Source organism: Mycolicibacterium sp. XJ1819, from assembly GCF_053483675.1.
The window spans coordinates 1-15,546 of record NZ_JBEFST010000017.1; the positions used below are offsets into that span (position 1 = coordinate 1).

The 15,546-nt window shown below is 70.4% G+C and carries 17 protein-coding genes and 1 pseudogene; 11 read left to right on the plus strand and 7 right to left on the minus strand.

All coding sequences use genetic code 11. From position 1 onward, the window contains the following. Positions 1 to 906 (plus strand): 1,4-dihydroxy-2-naphthoyl-CoA synthase (locus tag ABQE89_RS18820; protein ID WP_448419362.1); only part of this gene is annotated, 906 nt, incomplete at its 5' end. A gap of 55 nt (positions 907 to 961) precedes the next feature. Here ABQE89_RS18820 and ABQE89_RS18825 read toward each other — a convergent pair. Further along, positions 962 to 1,456 (minus strand): pyridoxamine 5'-phosphate oxidase family protein, encoded by a 495-nt coding sequence (locus ABQE89_RS18825; protein WP_448419637.1) that lies wholly within the window; start codon positions 1,454 to 1,456, stop codon positions 962 to 964. A 65-nt stretch (positions 1,457 to 1,521) separates the two neighbouring features. Here ABQE89_RS18825 and ABQE89_RS18830 point away from each other — a divergent pair, with 65 nt between their 5' ends. From ABQE89_RS18830 to ABQE89_RS18870, 9 genes and pseudogenes are all read left to right on the plus strand, one after another. Continuing rightward, positions 1,522 to 2,400: an SDR family oxidoreductase gene (locus ABQE89_RS18830; RefSeq protein ID WP_448419364.1), complete on the plus strand. Its 879-nt coding sequence runs from the start codon at positions 1,522 to 1,524 to the stop codon at positions 2,398 to 2,400. A gap of 2 nt (positions 2,401 to 2,402) precedes the next feature. Beyond that, positions 2,403 to 3,968: a long-chain-fatty-acid--CoA ligase gene (locus ABQE89_RS18835; protein WP_448419366.1), complete on the plus strand. Its 1,566-nt coding sequence runs from the start codon at positions 2,403 to 2,405 to the stop codon at positions 3,966 to 3,968. Between the two features lie 55 nt (positions 3,969 to 4,023). Next, positions 4,024 to 4,395 (plus strand): VOC family protein, encoded by a 372-nt coding sequence (locus ABQE89_RS18840; protein ID WP_448419368.1) that lies wholly within the window; start codon positions 4,024 to 4,026, stop codon positions 4,393 to 4,395. A gap of 53 nt (positions 4,396 to 4,448) precedes the next feature. Further along, a complete protein-coding gene (locus ABQE89_RS18845; RefSeq protein WP_448419370.1) occupies positions 4,449 to 5,681 on the plus strand; it encodes an inorganic phosphate transporter in 1,233 nt (410 codons plus the stop codon). 18 nt (positions 5,682 to 5,699) lie between these two features. Further along, entirely contained in the window at positions 5,700 to 5,993 is a 294-nt protein-coding gene (locus tag ABQE89_RS18850) for a hypothetical protein (RefSeq protein WP_448419372.1), read from the plus strand. A 14-nt stretch (positions 5,994 to 6,007) separates the two neighbouring features. Next, entirely contained in the window at positions 6,008 to 6,310 is a 303-nt protein-coding gene (locus ABQE89_RS18855; RefSeq protein ID WP_448419374.1) for a DUF3349 domain-containing protein, read from the plus strand. Then, the gene (gene menE / locus ABQE89_RS18860; protein WP_448419639.1) at positions 6,307 to 7,437 is read left to right on the plus strand and encodes an o-succinylbenzoate--CoA ligase; all 1,131 of its coding nucleotides are present in this window, start codon (positions 6,307 to 6,309) and stop codon (positions 7,435 to 7,437) included. The genes ABQE89_RS18855 and menE overlap by 4 nt, the downstream gene beginning before the upstream one ends. 124 nt (positions 7,438 to 7,561) lie before the next feature. Next, a pseudogene (locus ABQE89_RS18865) lies at positions 7,562 to 8,175 on the plus strand (pyridoxamine 5'-phosphate oxidase family protein). 22 nt (positions 8,176 to 8,197) lie between these two features. Next, entirely contained in the window at positions 8,198 to 9,562 is a 1,365-nt protein-coding gene (locus ABQE89_RS18870; protein ID WP_448419376.1) for a hypothetical protein, read from the plus strand. On the opposite strand, the gene ABQE89_RS18875 is transcribed toward ABQE89_RS18870, so the two are convergent. The 6 genes from ABQE89_RS18875 to ABQE89_RS18900 are packed head-to-tail and all read right to left on the minus strand — an operon-like array spanning position 9,488 to position 14,637. Next, on the minus strand, positions 9,488 to 10,207 hold the full coding sequence (locus ABQE89_RS18875) for a TIGR04282 family arsenosugar biosynthesis glycosyltransferase (RefSeq protein WP_448419378.1): 720 nt from the start codon (positions 10,205 to 10,207) through the stop codon (positions 9,488 to 9,490). The genes ABQE89_RS18870 and ABQE89_RS18875 overlap by 75 nt on opposite strands. After that, positions 10,204 to 10,848: a glycosyltransferase family 2 protein gene (locus tag ABQE89_RS18880; protein WP_448419380.1), complete on the minus strand. Its 645-nt coding sequence runs from the start codon at positions 10,846 to 10,848 to the stop codon at positions 10,204 to 10,206. Before ABQE89_RS18880 ends, ABQE89_RS18875 begins: the two co-directional genes overlap by 4 nt. A gap of 12 nt (positions 10,849 to 10,860) precedes the next feature. Continuing rightward, positions 10,861 to 11,985 (minus strand): NAD(P)H-dependent flavin oxidoreductase, encoded by a 1,125-nt coding sequence (locus ABQE89_RS18885; protein ID WP_448419382.1) that lies wholly within the window; start codon positions 11,983 to 11,985, stop codon positions 10,861 to 10,863. Positions 11,986 to 11,998: 13 nt separating this feature from the next. Continuing rightward, positions 11,999 to 12,814, minus strand: a complete 816-nt coding sequence (locus ABQE89_RS18890; RefSeq protein WP_448419384.1) for an alpha/beta hydrolase — start codon at positions 12,812 to 12,814, stop codon at positions 11,999 to 12,001. Then, on the minus strand, positions 12,815 to 13,846 hold the full coding sequence (locus ABQE89_RS18895; RefSeq protein WP_448419386.1) for an NAD-dependent epimerase/dehydratase family protein: 1,032 nt from the start codon (positions 13,844 to 13,846) through the stop codon (positions 12,815 to 12,817). Continuing rightward, a complete protein-coding gene (locus ABQE89_RS18900) occupies positions 13,843 to 14,637 on the minus strand; it encodes an S-methyl-5'-thioadenosine phosphorylase (protein WP_448419388.1) in 795 nt (264 codons plus the stop codon). Before ABQE89_RS18900 ends, ABQE89_RS18895 begins: the two co-directional genes overlap by 4 nt. A gap of 15 nt (positions 14,638 to 14,652) precedes the next feature. Between ABQE89_RS18900 and ABQE89_RS18905 the strand changes: the two genes are divergently transcribed. Then, the gene (locus ABQE89_RS18905) at positions 14,653 to 15,525 is read left to right on the plus strand and encodes a 1,4-dihydroxy-2-naphthoate polyprenyltransferase (RefSeq protein ID WP_448419390.1); all 873 of its coding nucleotides are present in this window, start codon (positions 14,653 to 14,655) and stop codon (positions 15,523 to 15,525) included. Positions 15,526 to 15,546: the final 21 nt, after the last annotated feature.

Genomic DNA, 15,546 nt, shown 5'->3' on the forward strand with positions numbered 1-15,546 from the left:
GACAACCCCTTTGACGAGTCACTGTGGCAGCCCATCGACGGCTTCGAGCTGACCGACATCACCTACCATCGCCACGTCGTGGACGGGCGCCCGCAGCCGACGGTGCGGGTGGCGTTCGACCGGCCCGAGGTGCGCAACGCGTTCCGGCCGCACACCGTCGACGAGCTCTATCGGGTGCTCGACCACGCCCGGATGTCGTCGGACGTCGGTGCGGTGCTGCTGACCGGCAACGGCCCGTCGCCCAAGGACGGCGTCTGGGCGTTCTGTTCCGGCGGTGACCAACGCATCCGCGGCCGCACCGGCTACCAGTACGCCTCGGGCGAGACGGCCGAGACGGTGGATCCCGCGCGGGCCGGACGGCTGCACATTCTCGAGGTGCAGCGGCTGATCAGGTTCATGCCGAAGGTGGTGATCTGCCTGGTCAACGGCTGGGCGGCCGGCGGCGGGCACAGCCTGCACGCGGTGTGCGACCTGACGCTGGCCAGCCGCGAGCACGCCCGGTTCAAGCAGACCGACGCCGATGTCGGCAGCTTCGACGGCGGATACGGCAGCGCGTATCTGGCCAAGCAGGTGGGGCAGAAGTTCGCCCGCGAGATCTTCTTCCTCGGCCGTCCCTACACCGCCGAACAGATGCACGCGATGGGCGCGGTCAACGAGGTCGTCGAGCATGCCGAGCTGGAGAACGTCGGGCTGCAGTGGGCCGCGGCCGTCAACGGCAAGTCTCCGCAGGCGATCCGGATGCTCAAGTACGCGTTCAACCTGACCGACGACGGACTGGTCGGCCAGCAGTTGTTCGCCGGTGAGGCCACCCGCCTGGCGTACATGACCGACGAGGCTGTCGAGGGCCGCGACGCGTTCCTGCAGAAGCGGGACCCCGACTGGAGCGATTTCCCGCGCTACTTTTAGCGGTTTCGGCGTGGGCAGTCGCGCTCAGCGCGACCCAGCACGCCGAAATCACCAGCTACCAGGTGAACGTGGTCTGGCCGTGCGGGGACTTCGCGAACGCGATCACCTTCGTCGGCTGTACCCGAAACACGCGTGCGCGCCCGCCCTCGGGGTCGAAGACCTCCTCGTCGGCGTCGAAATCCCAGTCGTCGCCGTACTTGTCGCGGTAGTCGTCGGCCAGCGCGGTCAACGTGTAGATCCCGGTGACGCGTTCTGCGCGGCCCTCCACGACCACGTCGAGCCCGAGGTTCCAACTGTTGGCGCCGGTGGTGACGGCGACGGTGTCGCGGTGCTCGAGATTGCGGGCCTTCTGCTCCTCGCCGCCGGTGCAGAACACGAAGGTGTCGTCGACCCAGACCCCGACCAGCGGTGTGACATGCGGCCGTCCGTCCCGCCGCACCGTGGTCAGCCAGTAAAGCTCCGCGTTGGCCAACGCCTTTCGGACGGTGTCGCCGTCGAGCGCCTCTTCGGCCTCGCTGAACCGCTTGTCGAGCCTGCCTCTCATCGTCATGGTGACCTCGACCATATGACGACCGCCCGACCGTGGGGGCGACAACCGGACCTACACTCCCGATCGTGAGCAAGAAACCGCTGCGGCGGTTCACCGAGCAGCTCGTGCTGGCGGGCATGCGGCCGCCGCTGTCCCCGCAACTGCTGCTGTACCGGCCTGACCTCGGCGATGTCGACCTGCGCGGTAAGCGCGTGCTGCTGACCGGCGCGTCGTCGGGCATCGGCGAGGCCGCCGCGGAGAAGTTCGCCCGCAGCGGCGCCGTGGTCGTCGTGACCGCGCGCCGGCGCGACCTGCTCGATGCGGTCGTGGAGCGGATCACCGCGGCCGGGGGCACGGCGACCGCGCACACCTGCGACCTGGCCGACCTGGACGCCGTCGACGAGTTGGTCGCCACCGTGCACGACGATCTCGGCGGAGTCGACATCCTGGTCAACAACGCCGGACGGTCCATTCGCAGACCGCTGGCCGACTCGCTGCAGCGCTGGCACGACGTCGAACGCACCATGGCGCTGAACTACTACTCGCCGCTGCGGCTCATCCGCGGCGTGGCGCCCGGCATGCGCGAGCGTCGCGACGGCCACATCATCAACGTGTCGACATGGGGCGTGCTCAGCGAATCCTCGCCGCTGTTCTCGGTGTACAACGCGTCCAAGGCCGCGCTGTCGACGGTGAGTCGGGTGATCGAGACCGAGTGGGGCGGCGCCGGGGTGCACTCCACCACGCTGTACTACCCGCTGGTGGCCACCCCGATGATCGCGCCCACCAAGGAATACCAGGGCCTACCCGCGCTCACCCCGGCCGAAGCCGCCGAGTGGATGATCGTCGCGGCGCGCAAACGGCCGGTGCGGATCGCGCCGCGCGTGGCCATGACGGCCCGCGCGCTGGACACCGTCGCGCCCGCGTGGGTCAACAGACTGATGAAGCGCCAGAGCGTCCAGCCCTGACCATGCCCGGCCCCGACATCGCCACGATCGCCGATCTCGCGCGGGTGCACGGCGCGTGCCGGCCCGACGCCGTGGCGCTGGTGGTCGGCGAGCGGACGCTGACCTTCGGCGAACTCGACGCGCGCTCAAACCAAGTGGCCCAAGCGTTTCGCGCCGCCGGGGTCGGATTCGGCGACCGCGTCGCGTTCGTCGAGAAGAACGGCGCGGAGTTCTTCGAGGTCACGCTCGGACTGGCCAAACTCGGCGCGGTCGGCGTGCCGGTGAACTGGCGGCTGACCGGCCCGGAGATGCTGGCGATCATCGAGGACGCCGGGGCCCGGGCGATCGTGGTCGGCTCGGAATTCTTCGGACGCGTCGAGGTCATCGAGGACCGGCTCACCACCGTCGAGACCGTCGTCGCGATCGGACGGCACCGACGCTGGCCCGCCTTCGACGACTGGATCGCCGGTCACCGTGCCGAAGATCCCGGCGTCACAACGGAATCCGACGACATCGCGGCGCTGGTCTACACCTCGGGCACCACCGGCAGACCCAAGGGCGTGATGCTGACCAACGCCAACTACATCAGCAAGTCCGTCGGCGTCGCCGAACCGTGGCGCTTCGGCGCGGACAGCGTCAGCCTGGCCGTGATGCCGCTGTTCCACCAGGCCGGGTCGGGTTGGGCGCTGGTCGGGCTGCTCGTCGGCCGCCCGACCGTGGTGCTGCGCGACGTCGACCCCGCCGCGATCATCGACGCGGTCGTGCGCCACCGGATCACCAACATGCTGCTGGTACCGGCCGTCATCCAGATGCTGCTCGTCACACCGGGTGTCGACGAAGCGGACCTGTCCAGCCTGCAGACCATCGTCTACGGCGCGTCGCCGATCACCGACGACGTCCTGGTGAAGGCGCTCGCGCGGTTCGACTGCGAGTTCATCCAGGTCTACGGCATGACCGAATCCACCGGCTCGGTAACCCAACTCGACGGCGTCGACCATGATCCGGTGGGCCGGCCGCACCTGCTGCGCTCGTGCGGTAAGCCGTTCGGATGGGTCGAGGTCCGCATCGTCGGCGCCGACGGACGGGACGCGGCCACGGGCGCGGTGGGTGAACTATGGACCCGCTCGACACAGACCATGCGCGGCTACTGGAACAACCCGCGGGCCACCGCGGAGGCGATCACCCCCGACGGTTGGCTCAAGACCGGCGACGCCGGCTATCTGGACGCCGACGGCTACCTCTATCTCTACGACCGGGTGAAGGACATGATCGTCTCCGGCGGCGAGAACGTCTATCCCGCCGAGGTGGAGAACGTGTTGATGACCCACCCGGGCGTGGCCGACGTGGCGGTGATCGGAGTGCCCGACGAGAGGTGGGGCGAAGCGGTGAAGGCGATCGTGGTGCCCGAGCCGGGCGCCTCGGTGACCGCCGCGCAGCTGGTGGCGTTCGCGCGCGACCGGCTGGCCGGCTACAAGCTGCCCAAGTCGGTCGACTTCGCCGCGGAGCTGCCCCGCAACCCCAGCGGCAAGCTGCTCAAGCGCGAATTGCGCGAGCCGTACTGGGAAGGTGTGCAACGTCGCGTTCGATGACGGATTTGAGGGTGTCGCAGCCGATCGAGGCGCGCGACGTGATACACAAATCGGTATGGAGATCCTGGCCAGCCGGATGCTCATCCGACCGGCCGACTACCAGCGTTCGCTGCGGTTCTACCGCGACGAGCTGGGCCTGGCGATCGCCCGTGACTATGGCGCAGGCACCGTCTTCTTCGCAGGTCAGTCGCTGATCGAGGTGGCCGGTCACGGCGGCCCGCTGGCCGGCGGCACCCTGTGGCTGCAGGTCCGGGACGTCTACGCCGCCGAGGCCGAACTGGCCGGCCGCGGTGTGCCGATCGCGCGGGAATCCCGACAGGAGCCGTGGGGTTTGCACGAGATGCACGTGATCGATCCGGACGGCGTCACGCTGATCTTCGTCCAGGTTCCCGACGACCATCCGCTCCGGCGGGACAACAGGGCGTGACACAAGGGTGTGGCGAACGAAAGTGACGCGATGCGACCGATAGGATCTGCGCCGTGAGCCTCGAGCTCTTCCTTCTGGTCATCGTCGTCATCACGGCGCTCGCCTTCGACTTCACCAACGGCTTCCACGACACCGGCAACGCCATGGCCACCTCGATCGCCAGCGGCGCGCTCAAGCCCAAGGTCGCCGTGTCGATGTCGGCGGTGCTCAACCTCATCGGCGCGTTCCTGTCGACGGCGGTCGCCGCGGCCATCGCCAAGGGGCTCATCGAACCCGGCCTGGTCACGCTGGAGCTGGTGTTCGCCGGGCTGGTCGGCGGAATCGTGTGGAACCTCGTCACCTGGCTGTTCGGCCTGCCGTCGAGTTCCTCGCACGCGCTGATCGGCGGCATCGTCGGCGCCATGCTCGCCGCCGTCGGCGGGCACGGGGTCATCTGGACCGGGCTGGTGTCCAAGGTGCTGGTTCCCGCGGTGCTGGCGCCGCTGGTCGCGACGCTGGTCGCCGGGGTCGGCACCTGGTTGGTGTACCGCATGGTGCGCGGTGTGCCCGAGAAGCGCACCGAGTCCGGTTTCCGCTACGGCCAGGTGGGCTCGGCGGCGTTGGTGTCGCTGGCCCACGGCACCAACGACGCGCAGAAGACGATGGGCGTCATCTTCCTGGCGCTGATCGCCTACGGTTCGGCCAGCGAGTCCGATCCGATGCCGCCGTTCTGGGTGATCCTCGCGTGTGCGATGGCGATCGCGCTGGGCACCTATCTGGGCGGCTGGCGCATCATCCGCACCTTGGGCAAGGGACTTGTCGAGATCAAGCCGCCGCAGGGCATGGCGGCCGAGTCGTCGTCGGCGGCGATCATCCTGTTGTCCAGCCACTTCGGCTACTCGCTGTCCACCACGCACGTCGCGACCGGTTCGATCCTCGGCAGCGGGGTGGGCAGGGCCGGCGCTCAGGTGCGCTGGGGCGTGGCCGGCCGGATGGCCACCGCGTGGCTGGTGACGCTGCCCGCCGCAGGCATGGTCGGTGCGCTCACCTACTCGATGGTGCACTTCATCGGCGGATTTGCCGGTGTGACAATAGGTTTCCTGCTGCTGGCCGCAGTGTCGGCGGTGATCTGGCTGCAGTCGCGCAAGGCGCCCATCGACCACACCAACGTCAACCACGAGTGGGCGGGCAACCTGACGGCGGGCACCGGTGCCGCCGCGCCGACGCTGACCGTGCCCGCGTCGCCGGCCGAACTCGGAATGGCGCCGGCAGTCGCCACGGCACCCAAGACCCCAGAGCCCGTCTAGGCCGGAGAATCCCCCGACATGATCGACTGGTTCAACTACCACGCCGCCGCCAAGATCCTGATCTTCGGGCTGCTGCTGGGCGCCGCACTGCCCGCGCTGTTCGCCGTCGGTGTCCGGTTGAGCGCCGAGGGCGCTGGCGTCGTCGACCACGACGGTGACGGCGGCGGTGCGCGCAAGCCGATGCTCACCGCAGCCAGTTGGGCGCTGTTCGGGCTGGTGCTGGTGGCGGTCGTCATCGGCGTGTTGTTCATCGCGCGCGACTTCATCGGCCATCAGACCGGCCTGTACCTGCTTGGCGCCGAACCCAAGTAGCATCGCGGGCGACTGTGAACAAGTTTCTCGCCAGGGTCGTGGCATGGATCACCGACGGCTACCCCGAGGGGGTGCCCGGCCCCGACCGGGTTCCGCTGCTGGCGTTGCTGAGACGACGGCTCACCGACGACGAAGTCAAGGCCGTCGCCCGCGAACTGATCCGCCGCGGTGAGTTCGACGAGGTCGACATCGGTGTGCTGATCACCCAGATCACCGACGATCTGCCCACTCCCGGCGACATCGACCGTGTGCGAGATCGGTTGGTGGCCAAGGGGTGGCCGCTCGACGATCCGCGTGAGCCCGAGGAGTCCGAATAGCCACCCTGCGTCCTGTCGCCGTGCCCGCGGGTGCGTCGGCGCTTTCGATCCTGCCGGTGGTGGAGGACATGCTCGCCGGACGCACGTCGGTGCTGCCGGTGCCTGCCGGTAATGAGCGTGAAACATCGCTGCTGACAACGACATTGCGTGCCGGCTCGGAGATCGACGACGATGTCGCACTGGTGGTGTCGACCTCCGGTACCACCGGCGCCCCTAAGGGGGCGATGCTGACCGCCGGCGCGTTGACGGCCAGCGCCGAGGCCACCCACCACCGGCTGGGCGGACCAGGTCGCTGGCTCTTGGCGCTGCCCGCCCATCACATCGCCGGGCTGCAGGTGCTGGTGCGCAGCGTGGTCGCGGGTACCTCGCCGGTCACCGCCGCCGGCGTCGACGAATTCGCCTCGGCGGTCGCGGCGCTCGACTCCGGGCGTCGGTACGCCGCGCTGGTGGCGGCCCAGCTCGACAAGGCGTTGCGCGATCCGGCCCCGACGGCGGCGCTGGCCGAACTGGACGCGGTGCTGATCGGCGGAGGGCCGATGCCCGCCGGCCTCGGCGAAAGAGCAGCCGCGGCAGGCATATCCGTGGTGCGCACGTACGGCATGAGCGAAACCGCAGGTGGCTGTGTGTACGACGGCGTGCCGTTGGCCGGGGTCCTGGTGCGCATCGACGACGGCCGCATCGTGCTCGGCGGCGCGACGCTGGCCAAGGGGTACCGCAACCCGGTGGACCCCGATCCCTTCGCCGAGCCCGGCTGGTTTCGCACCGACGACCTCGGTGCGCTGTCGGCGACCGGTGCCTTGAGCGTGTCGGGGCGGGTCGACGACGCGATCAGCACCGGCGGCCTGACGGTGATGCCACATCTCGTGGAGTCGATGCTGGCCACCCACGAAGCGGTGGCGGACTGCGCGGTGTTCGGCGTCCCCGACGAACGGCTGGGCCAGCGGGTGGTCGCCGCCGTCGTCGTCGCCCCTGGCACCGCCCCGCCCACGCTGGCCGATCTGCGCTCCCACGTCGCCACCCGGCTGGACGGCACCGCCGCGCCCCGCGAGCTGCACGTCGTCGCCGAGATACCGCGTCGCGGCATCGGCAAGATCGACCGACGGGCGCTCGCCGCGCGCTTCGGCTAGCCAGCCTTGTCTCCCGGGGGATGGTGGTCGTCGTGCCAACCTCTGAGCGATTAACTCGCTGACGTCAGTGCCAACACGATGGGTTACCCCCGCGGGCGCGTGCGCCCGCGGGCATGATGTCCGGATGCGCCGTGAAGTGAACACCGTCGACGAACTGCGGGCGATCGTCGGCCACCCCAACACCTACGTGGCCAACAAGGTCGGCGACCGGCTGTCGGCCGTGCAGCGGCAATGGCTCGCGGCCTCGCCGCTGGGCTTCGTCGCGACGACCGATCACCGGGGCCGCGTCGACGTGTCACCGAAGGGCGACCCGGCCGGCTTCGTTCACGTCATCGACGACACCACGATGGCGATTCCCGAGCGGCCGGGCAACAAGCGCGTCGACGGTTACCTCAACGTGCTGCAGCGTCCGCACGTCGGCACGTTGTTCGTCATCCCCGGCCGCGGCGACACGCTACGGATCAACGGCACCGCCCGAATCCTCTCCGACGCTAAGTATTTCGGCGCGATGGCCGTCGACGGCAAACGGCCGATCCTCGCCCTCGAGATCACGATCGAAGAGGTGTTCTTTCACTGCCCCAAGGCTTTCCTGCGCTCGGAAGCCTGGAAGCCGTGACGTGGAACCCCACCGCTGTGCCGAGTGTGGCGCGGATCGCACAGGCGCTCAAGCACGACATGACCCTCGCCGAGTTGGAGAAGTACTACGACGAGGACAACCTGCGCAAATTGCTGTACTGACCGGCCGACCTACACTGGCGGCGTGGGTAGTTGGCAGATTGGTCGACGGGAAACGGTCGCGGCCACTGTCGGCGTGGTGCTGGTGGTGGCGGCGTTCGTCGTCCCGCACCTGAGCCTCGGTATCGTCACCCCGTTGATCAACGCGACCCCGGAACGGCTGCGGGCGTTCACCGACGCCGCTCCGATCTTCGGGTGGTGGCACGCCCATGTCGGATGGGGCACCGTACCGGCGGTCGCGATCGGCGCGGCCGCCGTGTGGTGGGGACCGACTGTCGCACAGCGGCTGTCGTGGCGCTGGCTGCCGTGGGCGGTGTGGGCGACGGCGTGCGGGTGGGCGTTTTCCCTGGCGATGGTCGATGGCTGGCAGCGCGGTTTCGCGGGGCGGCTCACCGCCCGCCACGAGTACCTGCGCCAGGTTCCCTCCGTCACCGACATCCCCGAAGCGTTACGCACATTCGCAGCCAGAATCCCTGATTTCCAACCGGATTCGTGGATCACTCACGTGTCCGGGCATCCGCCCGGCGCGCTGCTGACGTTCGTGTGGCTGGACCGCATCGGGTTGTCCGGGGGCGCGTGGGCGGGGCTGTTGTGCTTGCTGGTCGGCTCCAGCGCCGCGGCGGCCATCGTGGTCGCGGTGCGGGCGCTGACCGACGAGGACAAGGCGCGGATGGCCGCCCCGTTCGTCGCTGTCGCGCCGACCGCGATCTGGGTCGCGGTCTCGGCCGACGGGTACTTCGCCGGCGTCGCGGCGTGGGGCCTGGCGTTGTTGGCGCTGGCCGCTCGCCGCGCGGTGCGCCTGCCCCTGCTGGCGGGCGCGGCCGCGGGTCTGCTGCTGGGCTGGGGAATCTTCCTCAACTACGGCCTGGTGCTGCTGGCGTTCCCCGTGCTCGGCGTGCTGTTGTCGGCGGTGGACTGGCGGGCGGCGCTGCGCGCGATCGTGCCGGCGGTGCTGGTGGCGCTGGTGATGGTGGCGGTGTTCGCGATCGCGGGCTTCTGGTGGTTCGACGGCTATCTGCTTGTGCAAGAACGCTATTGGCAGGGCATTGCCAGCGACCGGCCGTTCCAGTATTGGGCGTGGGCGAATCTGGCGGCGGTGGTGTGCGCGATCGGGTTGGGCAGCGTGGCCGGTGTCAGCCGGGTGTTCGACCGTTCGGCGATGATGTCGCGGCCGGGTCTGCGGCTACTGATCTTCGGGGTGCTGGTCGCGATCGTGGTCGCCGATCTGTCCATGCTGAGCAAGGCGGAGACCGAACGGATCTGGCTTCCGTTCACAATCTGGTTGCCGGCCGCGGCCGCACTGCTGCCGCGGGGTTCACAGCGGTGGTGGCTGGCCGTCAACGTCGTCGGCGCGTTGTTGCTCAACCACCTGATCCTGACGAACTGGTAGCAGGCGGGCCGCCCGAGCGAACCGGCTGTCGGGCCGGCACGCGCGTCGCACCGCGTCGACGTCCTCGAGGGTGTCGACGTCGGCGAGCCGCTGAACCAGGCGAACGTCAAAGCCCCTGTCCCGCAGCGCCGCCAACGTCCGTGCGCCGGTGTCGGGTCGCGACATCGGCACCGCCCGCAGGCAGTCGGCGGCGACGGGATCGGTGACGCCGAGTAGCCACCAACCCCCGTCGTCGGCCATCCCGAGCACCGCGTCGCCGCCCCGCAGTCGGCGCGCGCACCGGGTGAGCAGATCGGCGCTCACCTGCGGGGTGTCCATTCCGATCTGGACCACCGGCCCGCCCTCGGAGGCGTCCAGGTGGGCGTTGGCGAGCCGGGCCGCGAAATCCTCGCCACGCTGCGGGATCACGGTGAACCCGTCGAGCCTGGCCGCGAGTTCGGCCGCCGCGCGGGCGCCGTCGAGGCGCCCGGTCAGCGCCACGACCCGGCGGCGCACCGCGGTGGCGGCCACCGCGTCGAGCGTGTCCAGCAGTGCGGCGGCGGCGATGTCGGCCGCCACGTCGGCACCGACGGCCGCTGCCAGACGGGTCTTCGCCAGCCCCGGCACCGGCGCCTTGGCCACCACCAGCAGCGTGGCCGGGATCACGAGATGGCCCGCCAGAAGTCCAGCGCCGCGGTGGCGCTGCCGCGCAGCGAACCGCTGACCTTGGACCGGCCGCCGGTGCGTGGTCCGTAGCCGACGTCGTGCTCGACGACCGTCCAGCCGGCCCGCGCCGCGCGCACCAGCAGTTCGACCGGGTAGCCCGATCGACGGTCGGTCACCGCCAGGCCGAGCAGGGCGTCGCGGCGGACCACCCGCATCGGCGCGATGTCGTGCACGGCCAGCCCGTACCGGGTGCGCAACCGCCAGCACACCGCGGCGGTGCCCAGGCGGGCGTGCCAGGGCCAATCCAGTCCCGCGGCGGCGCGGCGGCGCCCGATGGCCATGTCGGCATGGTCGAGGTCGGCCACCAGGGCCGTGAGGTCGCCGGGGTCCAGGGAGCCGTCCGCGTCGAGCACCGCGACGATCGGCGTGGCCGCCGCCACGATGCCCGCGTGCACGGCCGAGCCGTATCCAGCGCGCGGTTCGTCGACGACGGCGGCGCCGTGGGCGCGGGCCACCTCGGCGGTGCCGTCGGTGCTGTTGTTGTCGACCACCAGCGGCCGGTACCCGTCGGGGATGGCCGCCAGCACCCCGGGCAGCGAGGCCGCCTCGTTGAGGCACGGCAGCACGACGGTGACCGTCATCGCCCGAAGATTTCAGTCCGGGAGCGAGTTGCTCAGCCGTTCGGTCGCGGCCAGGTAGTCCTCGATGAACTCACGGACCACCTCACGGGCGGGTTTGACCTTGTTCATCAGCCCCACGCCCTGCCCGACGAAGTAGGTGGCCAACGCCTGCGCGCCGGGATGGCCCTGGGCGGCGAGCACGTCGACCCGTCGGATGGCGGGTTCGGCCAGCATCGACTGCAGCGGCAACGGTAATGGTTGGCGCCCGCCCTCGTTCGGCAGCCACGCGTCCGTCCACTCCGAAACCAGTTGCCGGGCAGGCTTTCCCGTTCGACCGGCCGAACGCACGGTGTCACGCGAGGTGGCCTCGAGGAACTTCTGCACGGTCGCGGGCGCCGTCTCGGCCTCCTCGGTGGTCAGCCACACCGACCCGGTCCACGCGCCCGCGGCGCCCATCGCCACCGCGGCCGCCATCTGCCTGCCGGTGACGATGCCGCCCGCGGCCAGCACCGGCACGTTCGCCCCGGCGTCCTCGATGGCCTCGATCACCTCGGGGATCAGCACCATCGTGGTCACCTCGCCGCAATGGCCGCCGGCTTCGGTGCCCTGCGCGACGATCAGGTCCACGCCGGCCTGCACCTGCTTGACGGCGTGCTCCTTGGCGCCGACCAGTGCGGCGACCGGCACACCGTGCTTTTTGCCCGCCTCGATCATGTAGTCCGGCGGCACCCCCAACGCGTTGGCGATCAGCTTGATCGGATGGCTCATCGCCACCTCGAGCAGATCGCGGCCGGTGTTGCCGGACAGGATCGGCGGGCCGGTGCGCGGCTCGTCGGGTTCGATGTCGTGGGCGGCCAGCAGGTCGGCGATGAACGTGCGGTAGTCCTCGGGGATCCGGCCGGCCAGATCGCCCGCGGACAGCTTCTCGCCCTTGCCCTCGAACTTCGCCGGCACGATCAGGTCCAGGCCGTAGGGCTTACCGTCGACGTGGTCGTCGATCCACTTCAGTTCCTGGTCGAGCAGGTCGGGCGGATACGCGGTGGCGCCCAGCACGCCGAAGCCGCCGGCGTTGGTGACCGCGGCCACCACGTCGCGGCAGTGGCTGAACGCGAAGAGCGGGAAGTCGATGCCGAACTGCTCACAGATAGCGGGCTTCACCGCACCAGTATCGCTATGTGACACCGGTTGCCGACAGGAACCCGCCGATCTCCGCGAGCATCTGCCTGCCCGCCAGCAGTTCGAGGTCGTTGTGGCCGGCGCCGGGCACCAGCACATAGCGCTTGGGGTCGTTGGCGGCCTCGTACAGCCGCCTGCTCAGCCGCTCGGGGACGATGTCGTCGCGGTCGCCGGCGATCACCAGAACCGGCGCGTGCACCGAGGCGATCCGGTCGATCGACGGATAGCGGTCCAGCAGCAGCCTGCGCACCGGCAGCCACGGGTAGTGCACCGCCGCGACGTCGGGCAGCGAGGTGAACGGTGAGCGCAGAATCAGCGCCGCCGGTGGGCGCTCGACGGCGAGTTCGACCGCCACCGCCGCGCCGAGCGACTCACCGAAGTAGACGATCTTTCGCACCCCCGGCTGCGCGGCCAGCCACGCCTGGGCGGCGCGCACGTCGGCGGCCAGCCCGTCCTCCGACGGCCGTCCCGGGTTTCCGCCGTAACCGCGGTAGTCGAACAGCAACACCGACAGCCCCCTCGCGGAAAGCGCCGCGGCCAACTCGACGCGCATCGACCGGTCGCCACCGTTGCCGTTGGTGACCAGCACGGCGCTGCGCGCGTCCGGTACCGGGAAATACCAGGCGCCCAACCGGATTCCGTCGTCGGTGGTCAGCACCACGTCGCGCCCGTCGGGAAGCGCCGAAGCGGCCGACGGCACCGGTCCCGGCGACGGGAAATAGATCAGCCGCCGCTGCTGCGACCACACCAAACCGAGCAGACCCGACGCCACAAGCGTGACGATAACGACAACTACCGCGGTCCGCCGCATCTAGCCCCGCAGCGGCGCGAACGCGAACTCGCGAAGCCCGTCGCGGGGGTCGACGGCCGCACGGAATCCGAGCACCTCGGCGGTGCGGGTGGGGTCGGCGACGATGTGGCGGACGTCGCCGCTGCGGTACTGACCGGTGACCACCGGTGGCGCCTCGCCGCGGGCCTCGCACAGTTCGGTCGCGACGTCCTTGATCGAGATCGGTCGACCGGAACAGACGTTGAACGGGTGGAAGCCCTCGAGGTCGCTGTCGACCGCGGCCACGTTGGCCGCCGCCACGTCGTCGACGTGGACGAAGTCGCGCATCTGGCCGCCGTCTTCGAAAACCCGTGGCACGTCGCCGGATTCCAACTCGGAGCGGAAAATCGCGGCCACTCCCGAGTACGGGGTGTCGCGGGGCATGTACGGGCCGTAGACGTTGTGATAACGCAGCGCGGTGACCGTGCCGCCGGTGGCGTCGGCCCAGGCCAGCGCGTAATGCTCCTGTGCGGTCTTGCTCGCCGCGTACAGGCTGCGCGGGCGCAGCGGTGCGTCCTCATCGACCAGCCGCCAGGCCACCGTCGCGCCGCATACCGGGCAGCGATGCTCGAACACCCCGGCATCCAGGTCGGCGCGCGTGCGCGCGACGGGGTCGACGGGGCCGTGTTCGGCACAGTCGTAGCGCCCCTGCCCGTAGACCACCATCGACGACGCCAGTACCAACCGGGCACACCCCGCCGCGAACATCTCGGCCAGCAACACCGCGGTGCCGTAGTCGTTGTGGCTGCCGTAGGCCGGCGCGTCGGCGGCGTTGACCCCGGCCCCGACCACCGCGGCCTGGTGGCAGACCACGTCGACGCCGCCGAGCAGCGGCGCCAGCGCCGACGGATCGCGCACGTCGAGCACCCGGCAGTCCGGCGGCGGTTCGGCGCCGGGCCCGTGTGCGGCGGGCAGCATCGCGTCGACCGCGACGACGTCGTGCCCGGCGCTGCGCATCGCGGCGCCGACCCGGGCTCCGATGAACCCCGCCGCGCCCGTCAGCAGAACTCTCACGGCAGGTCGAAGGGCAGTTGGACACCGTCGTGCGCCAGACAGTGTGTGCAGGACCGCTCCGGGTCGACCCGCTCGATCGCCTCGTGCACCAGCTTGCGGAACGGCACCAGGTTGCGTTCGAACTCCGCGAACACGTCCACCGCCCGCACCCCGTCACCGGACTCGATGCCGGCGTCCAGGTCGGTCACCAAAGCAATTGCCGCATAACATATCTCAAGCTCGCGAGCCAGCACCGCCTCCGGATAGCCGGTCATGTTGACCAGCGTGAAGCCCTGGTTCGCGAACCATCTGCTCTCCGCGCGGGTGGAGAACCGGGGGCCCTGGATCACCACCATCGTCGCGCCGTCGACGACACCGGGCGAGTCGGCGGCGACCGCACGCAACGTCGGGCAGTACGGGTCGGCGAAACCGACGTGGATCCCTCCGGTGTCGAAGTAGGTGTCGTCGCGGCCGGTGGTGCGGTCGACGAGCTGGTCGGGCACCACGGTCGCGCCGGGGCCGAGCTCCGCGGTGAGGCTGCCCACCGCACACGGCCCGAAGATCCGCCGCACTCCCAGCGCCCGCAGCGCCCACATGTTCGCCCGATACGGCACGGTGTGCGGGGAGTACTCGTGGTTGACGCCGTGCCGCGGCAGGAAGGCGACCTCGTGTTCTCCGACCGTGCCGATGGTGATCGCCGCGCTGGGCGCGCCGTACGGGGTGTCCACGCTGACGCTGCGCGCGTCGGCTCCGAAGAACGAATAGAACCCGCTGCCACCGATCACCGCCAACACCCCATCATTGTGGGCCATGCAACGATTGCGGTCGTGGCCAGTTTCGGGCAGTGGGTCCAGGGTGCGCGTCCGCGAACGCTGCCCAACGCGATCGCCCCGGTGATCGCGGGCACCGGCGCGGCGGCCTGGCTGGGTTCGGCGAGCTGGTGGAAGGCGCTGCTCGCGCTGGTGGTCGCCGTCGCCCTGATCATCGGGGTGAACTACGCCAACGACTACTCCGACGGCATCCGCGGCACCGACGACGTGCGCGCCGGGCCGTTGCGGCTGGTCGGCTCGAAGCTGGCCGCCCCGCGGTCGGTGTTGACCGCCGCGCTGGTCAGCATGGGCGTCGCCGCGGTCGCCGGGATCGTGTTGGCCTGGGTGAGCGCGCCCCGGCTGATCGTGGTGGGAGCGGTGTGTCTGGCGGGCGCCTGGCTCTACACCGGCGGCGCCAAACCGTACGGCTACCTCGGGCTGGGCGAGGTCGCGGTGTTCGTGTTCTTCGGCCTGGTGGCCGTGCTCGGCACCCAGTACACCCAGGCGCTGCGGGTCGACTGGGTGGGCGTGGCGATGGCCGTCGCGATGGGAGCGATGTCCTCGGCGGTGCTGGTGGCCAACAACCTGCGAGACATCCCCACCGACAGGGAATCCGGGAAGATCACGCTGGCCGTGCGGCTCGGCGACCTGCGCACCCGGCTGCTGTTTCAGGCGCTGCTGGCGCTCGCGTTCGTGCTGACGCCGGTGCTGGCGGCGGCCACGCCGTGGGCGGCTGTCGGGTTGGTGGCGCTGCCGTTGGCGGTGCGCGCCGCGGGTCCGGTGCGCCGGGGGCTCGGCGGCAGGGACCTGATCCCGGTGCTGCGCGACACCGGGCTGACGATGCTGGTGTGGGCGGTGGCCGTCGCGCTGGCCCTTGCGATTTCGGCGTGACGGGTCGCGCTGACCGCGACC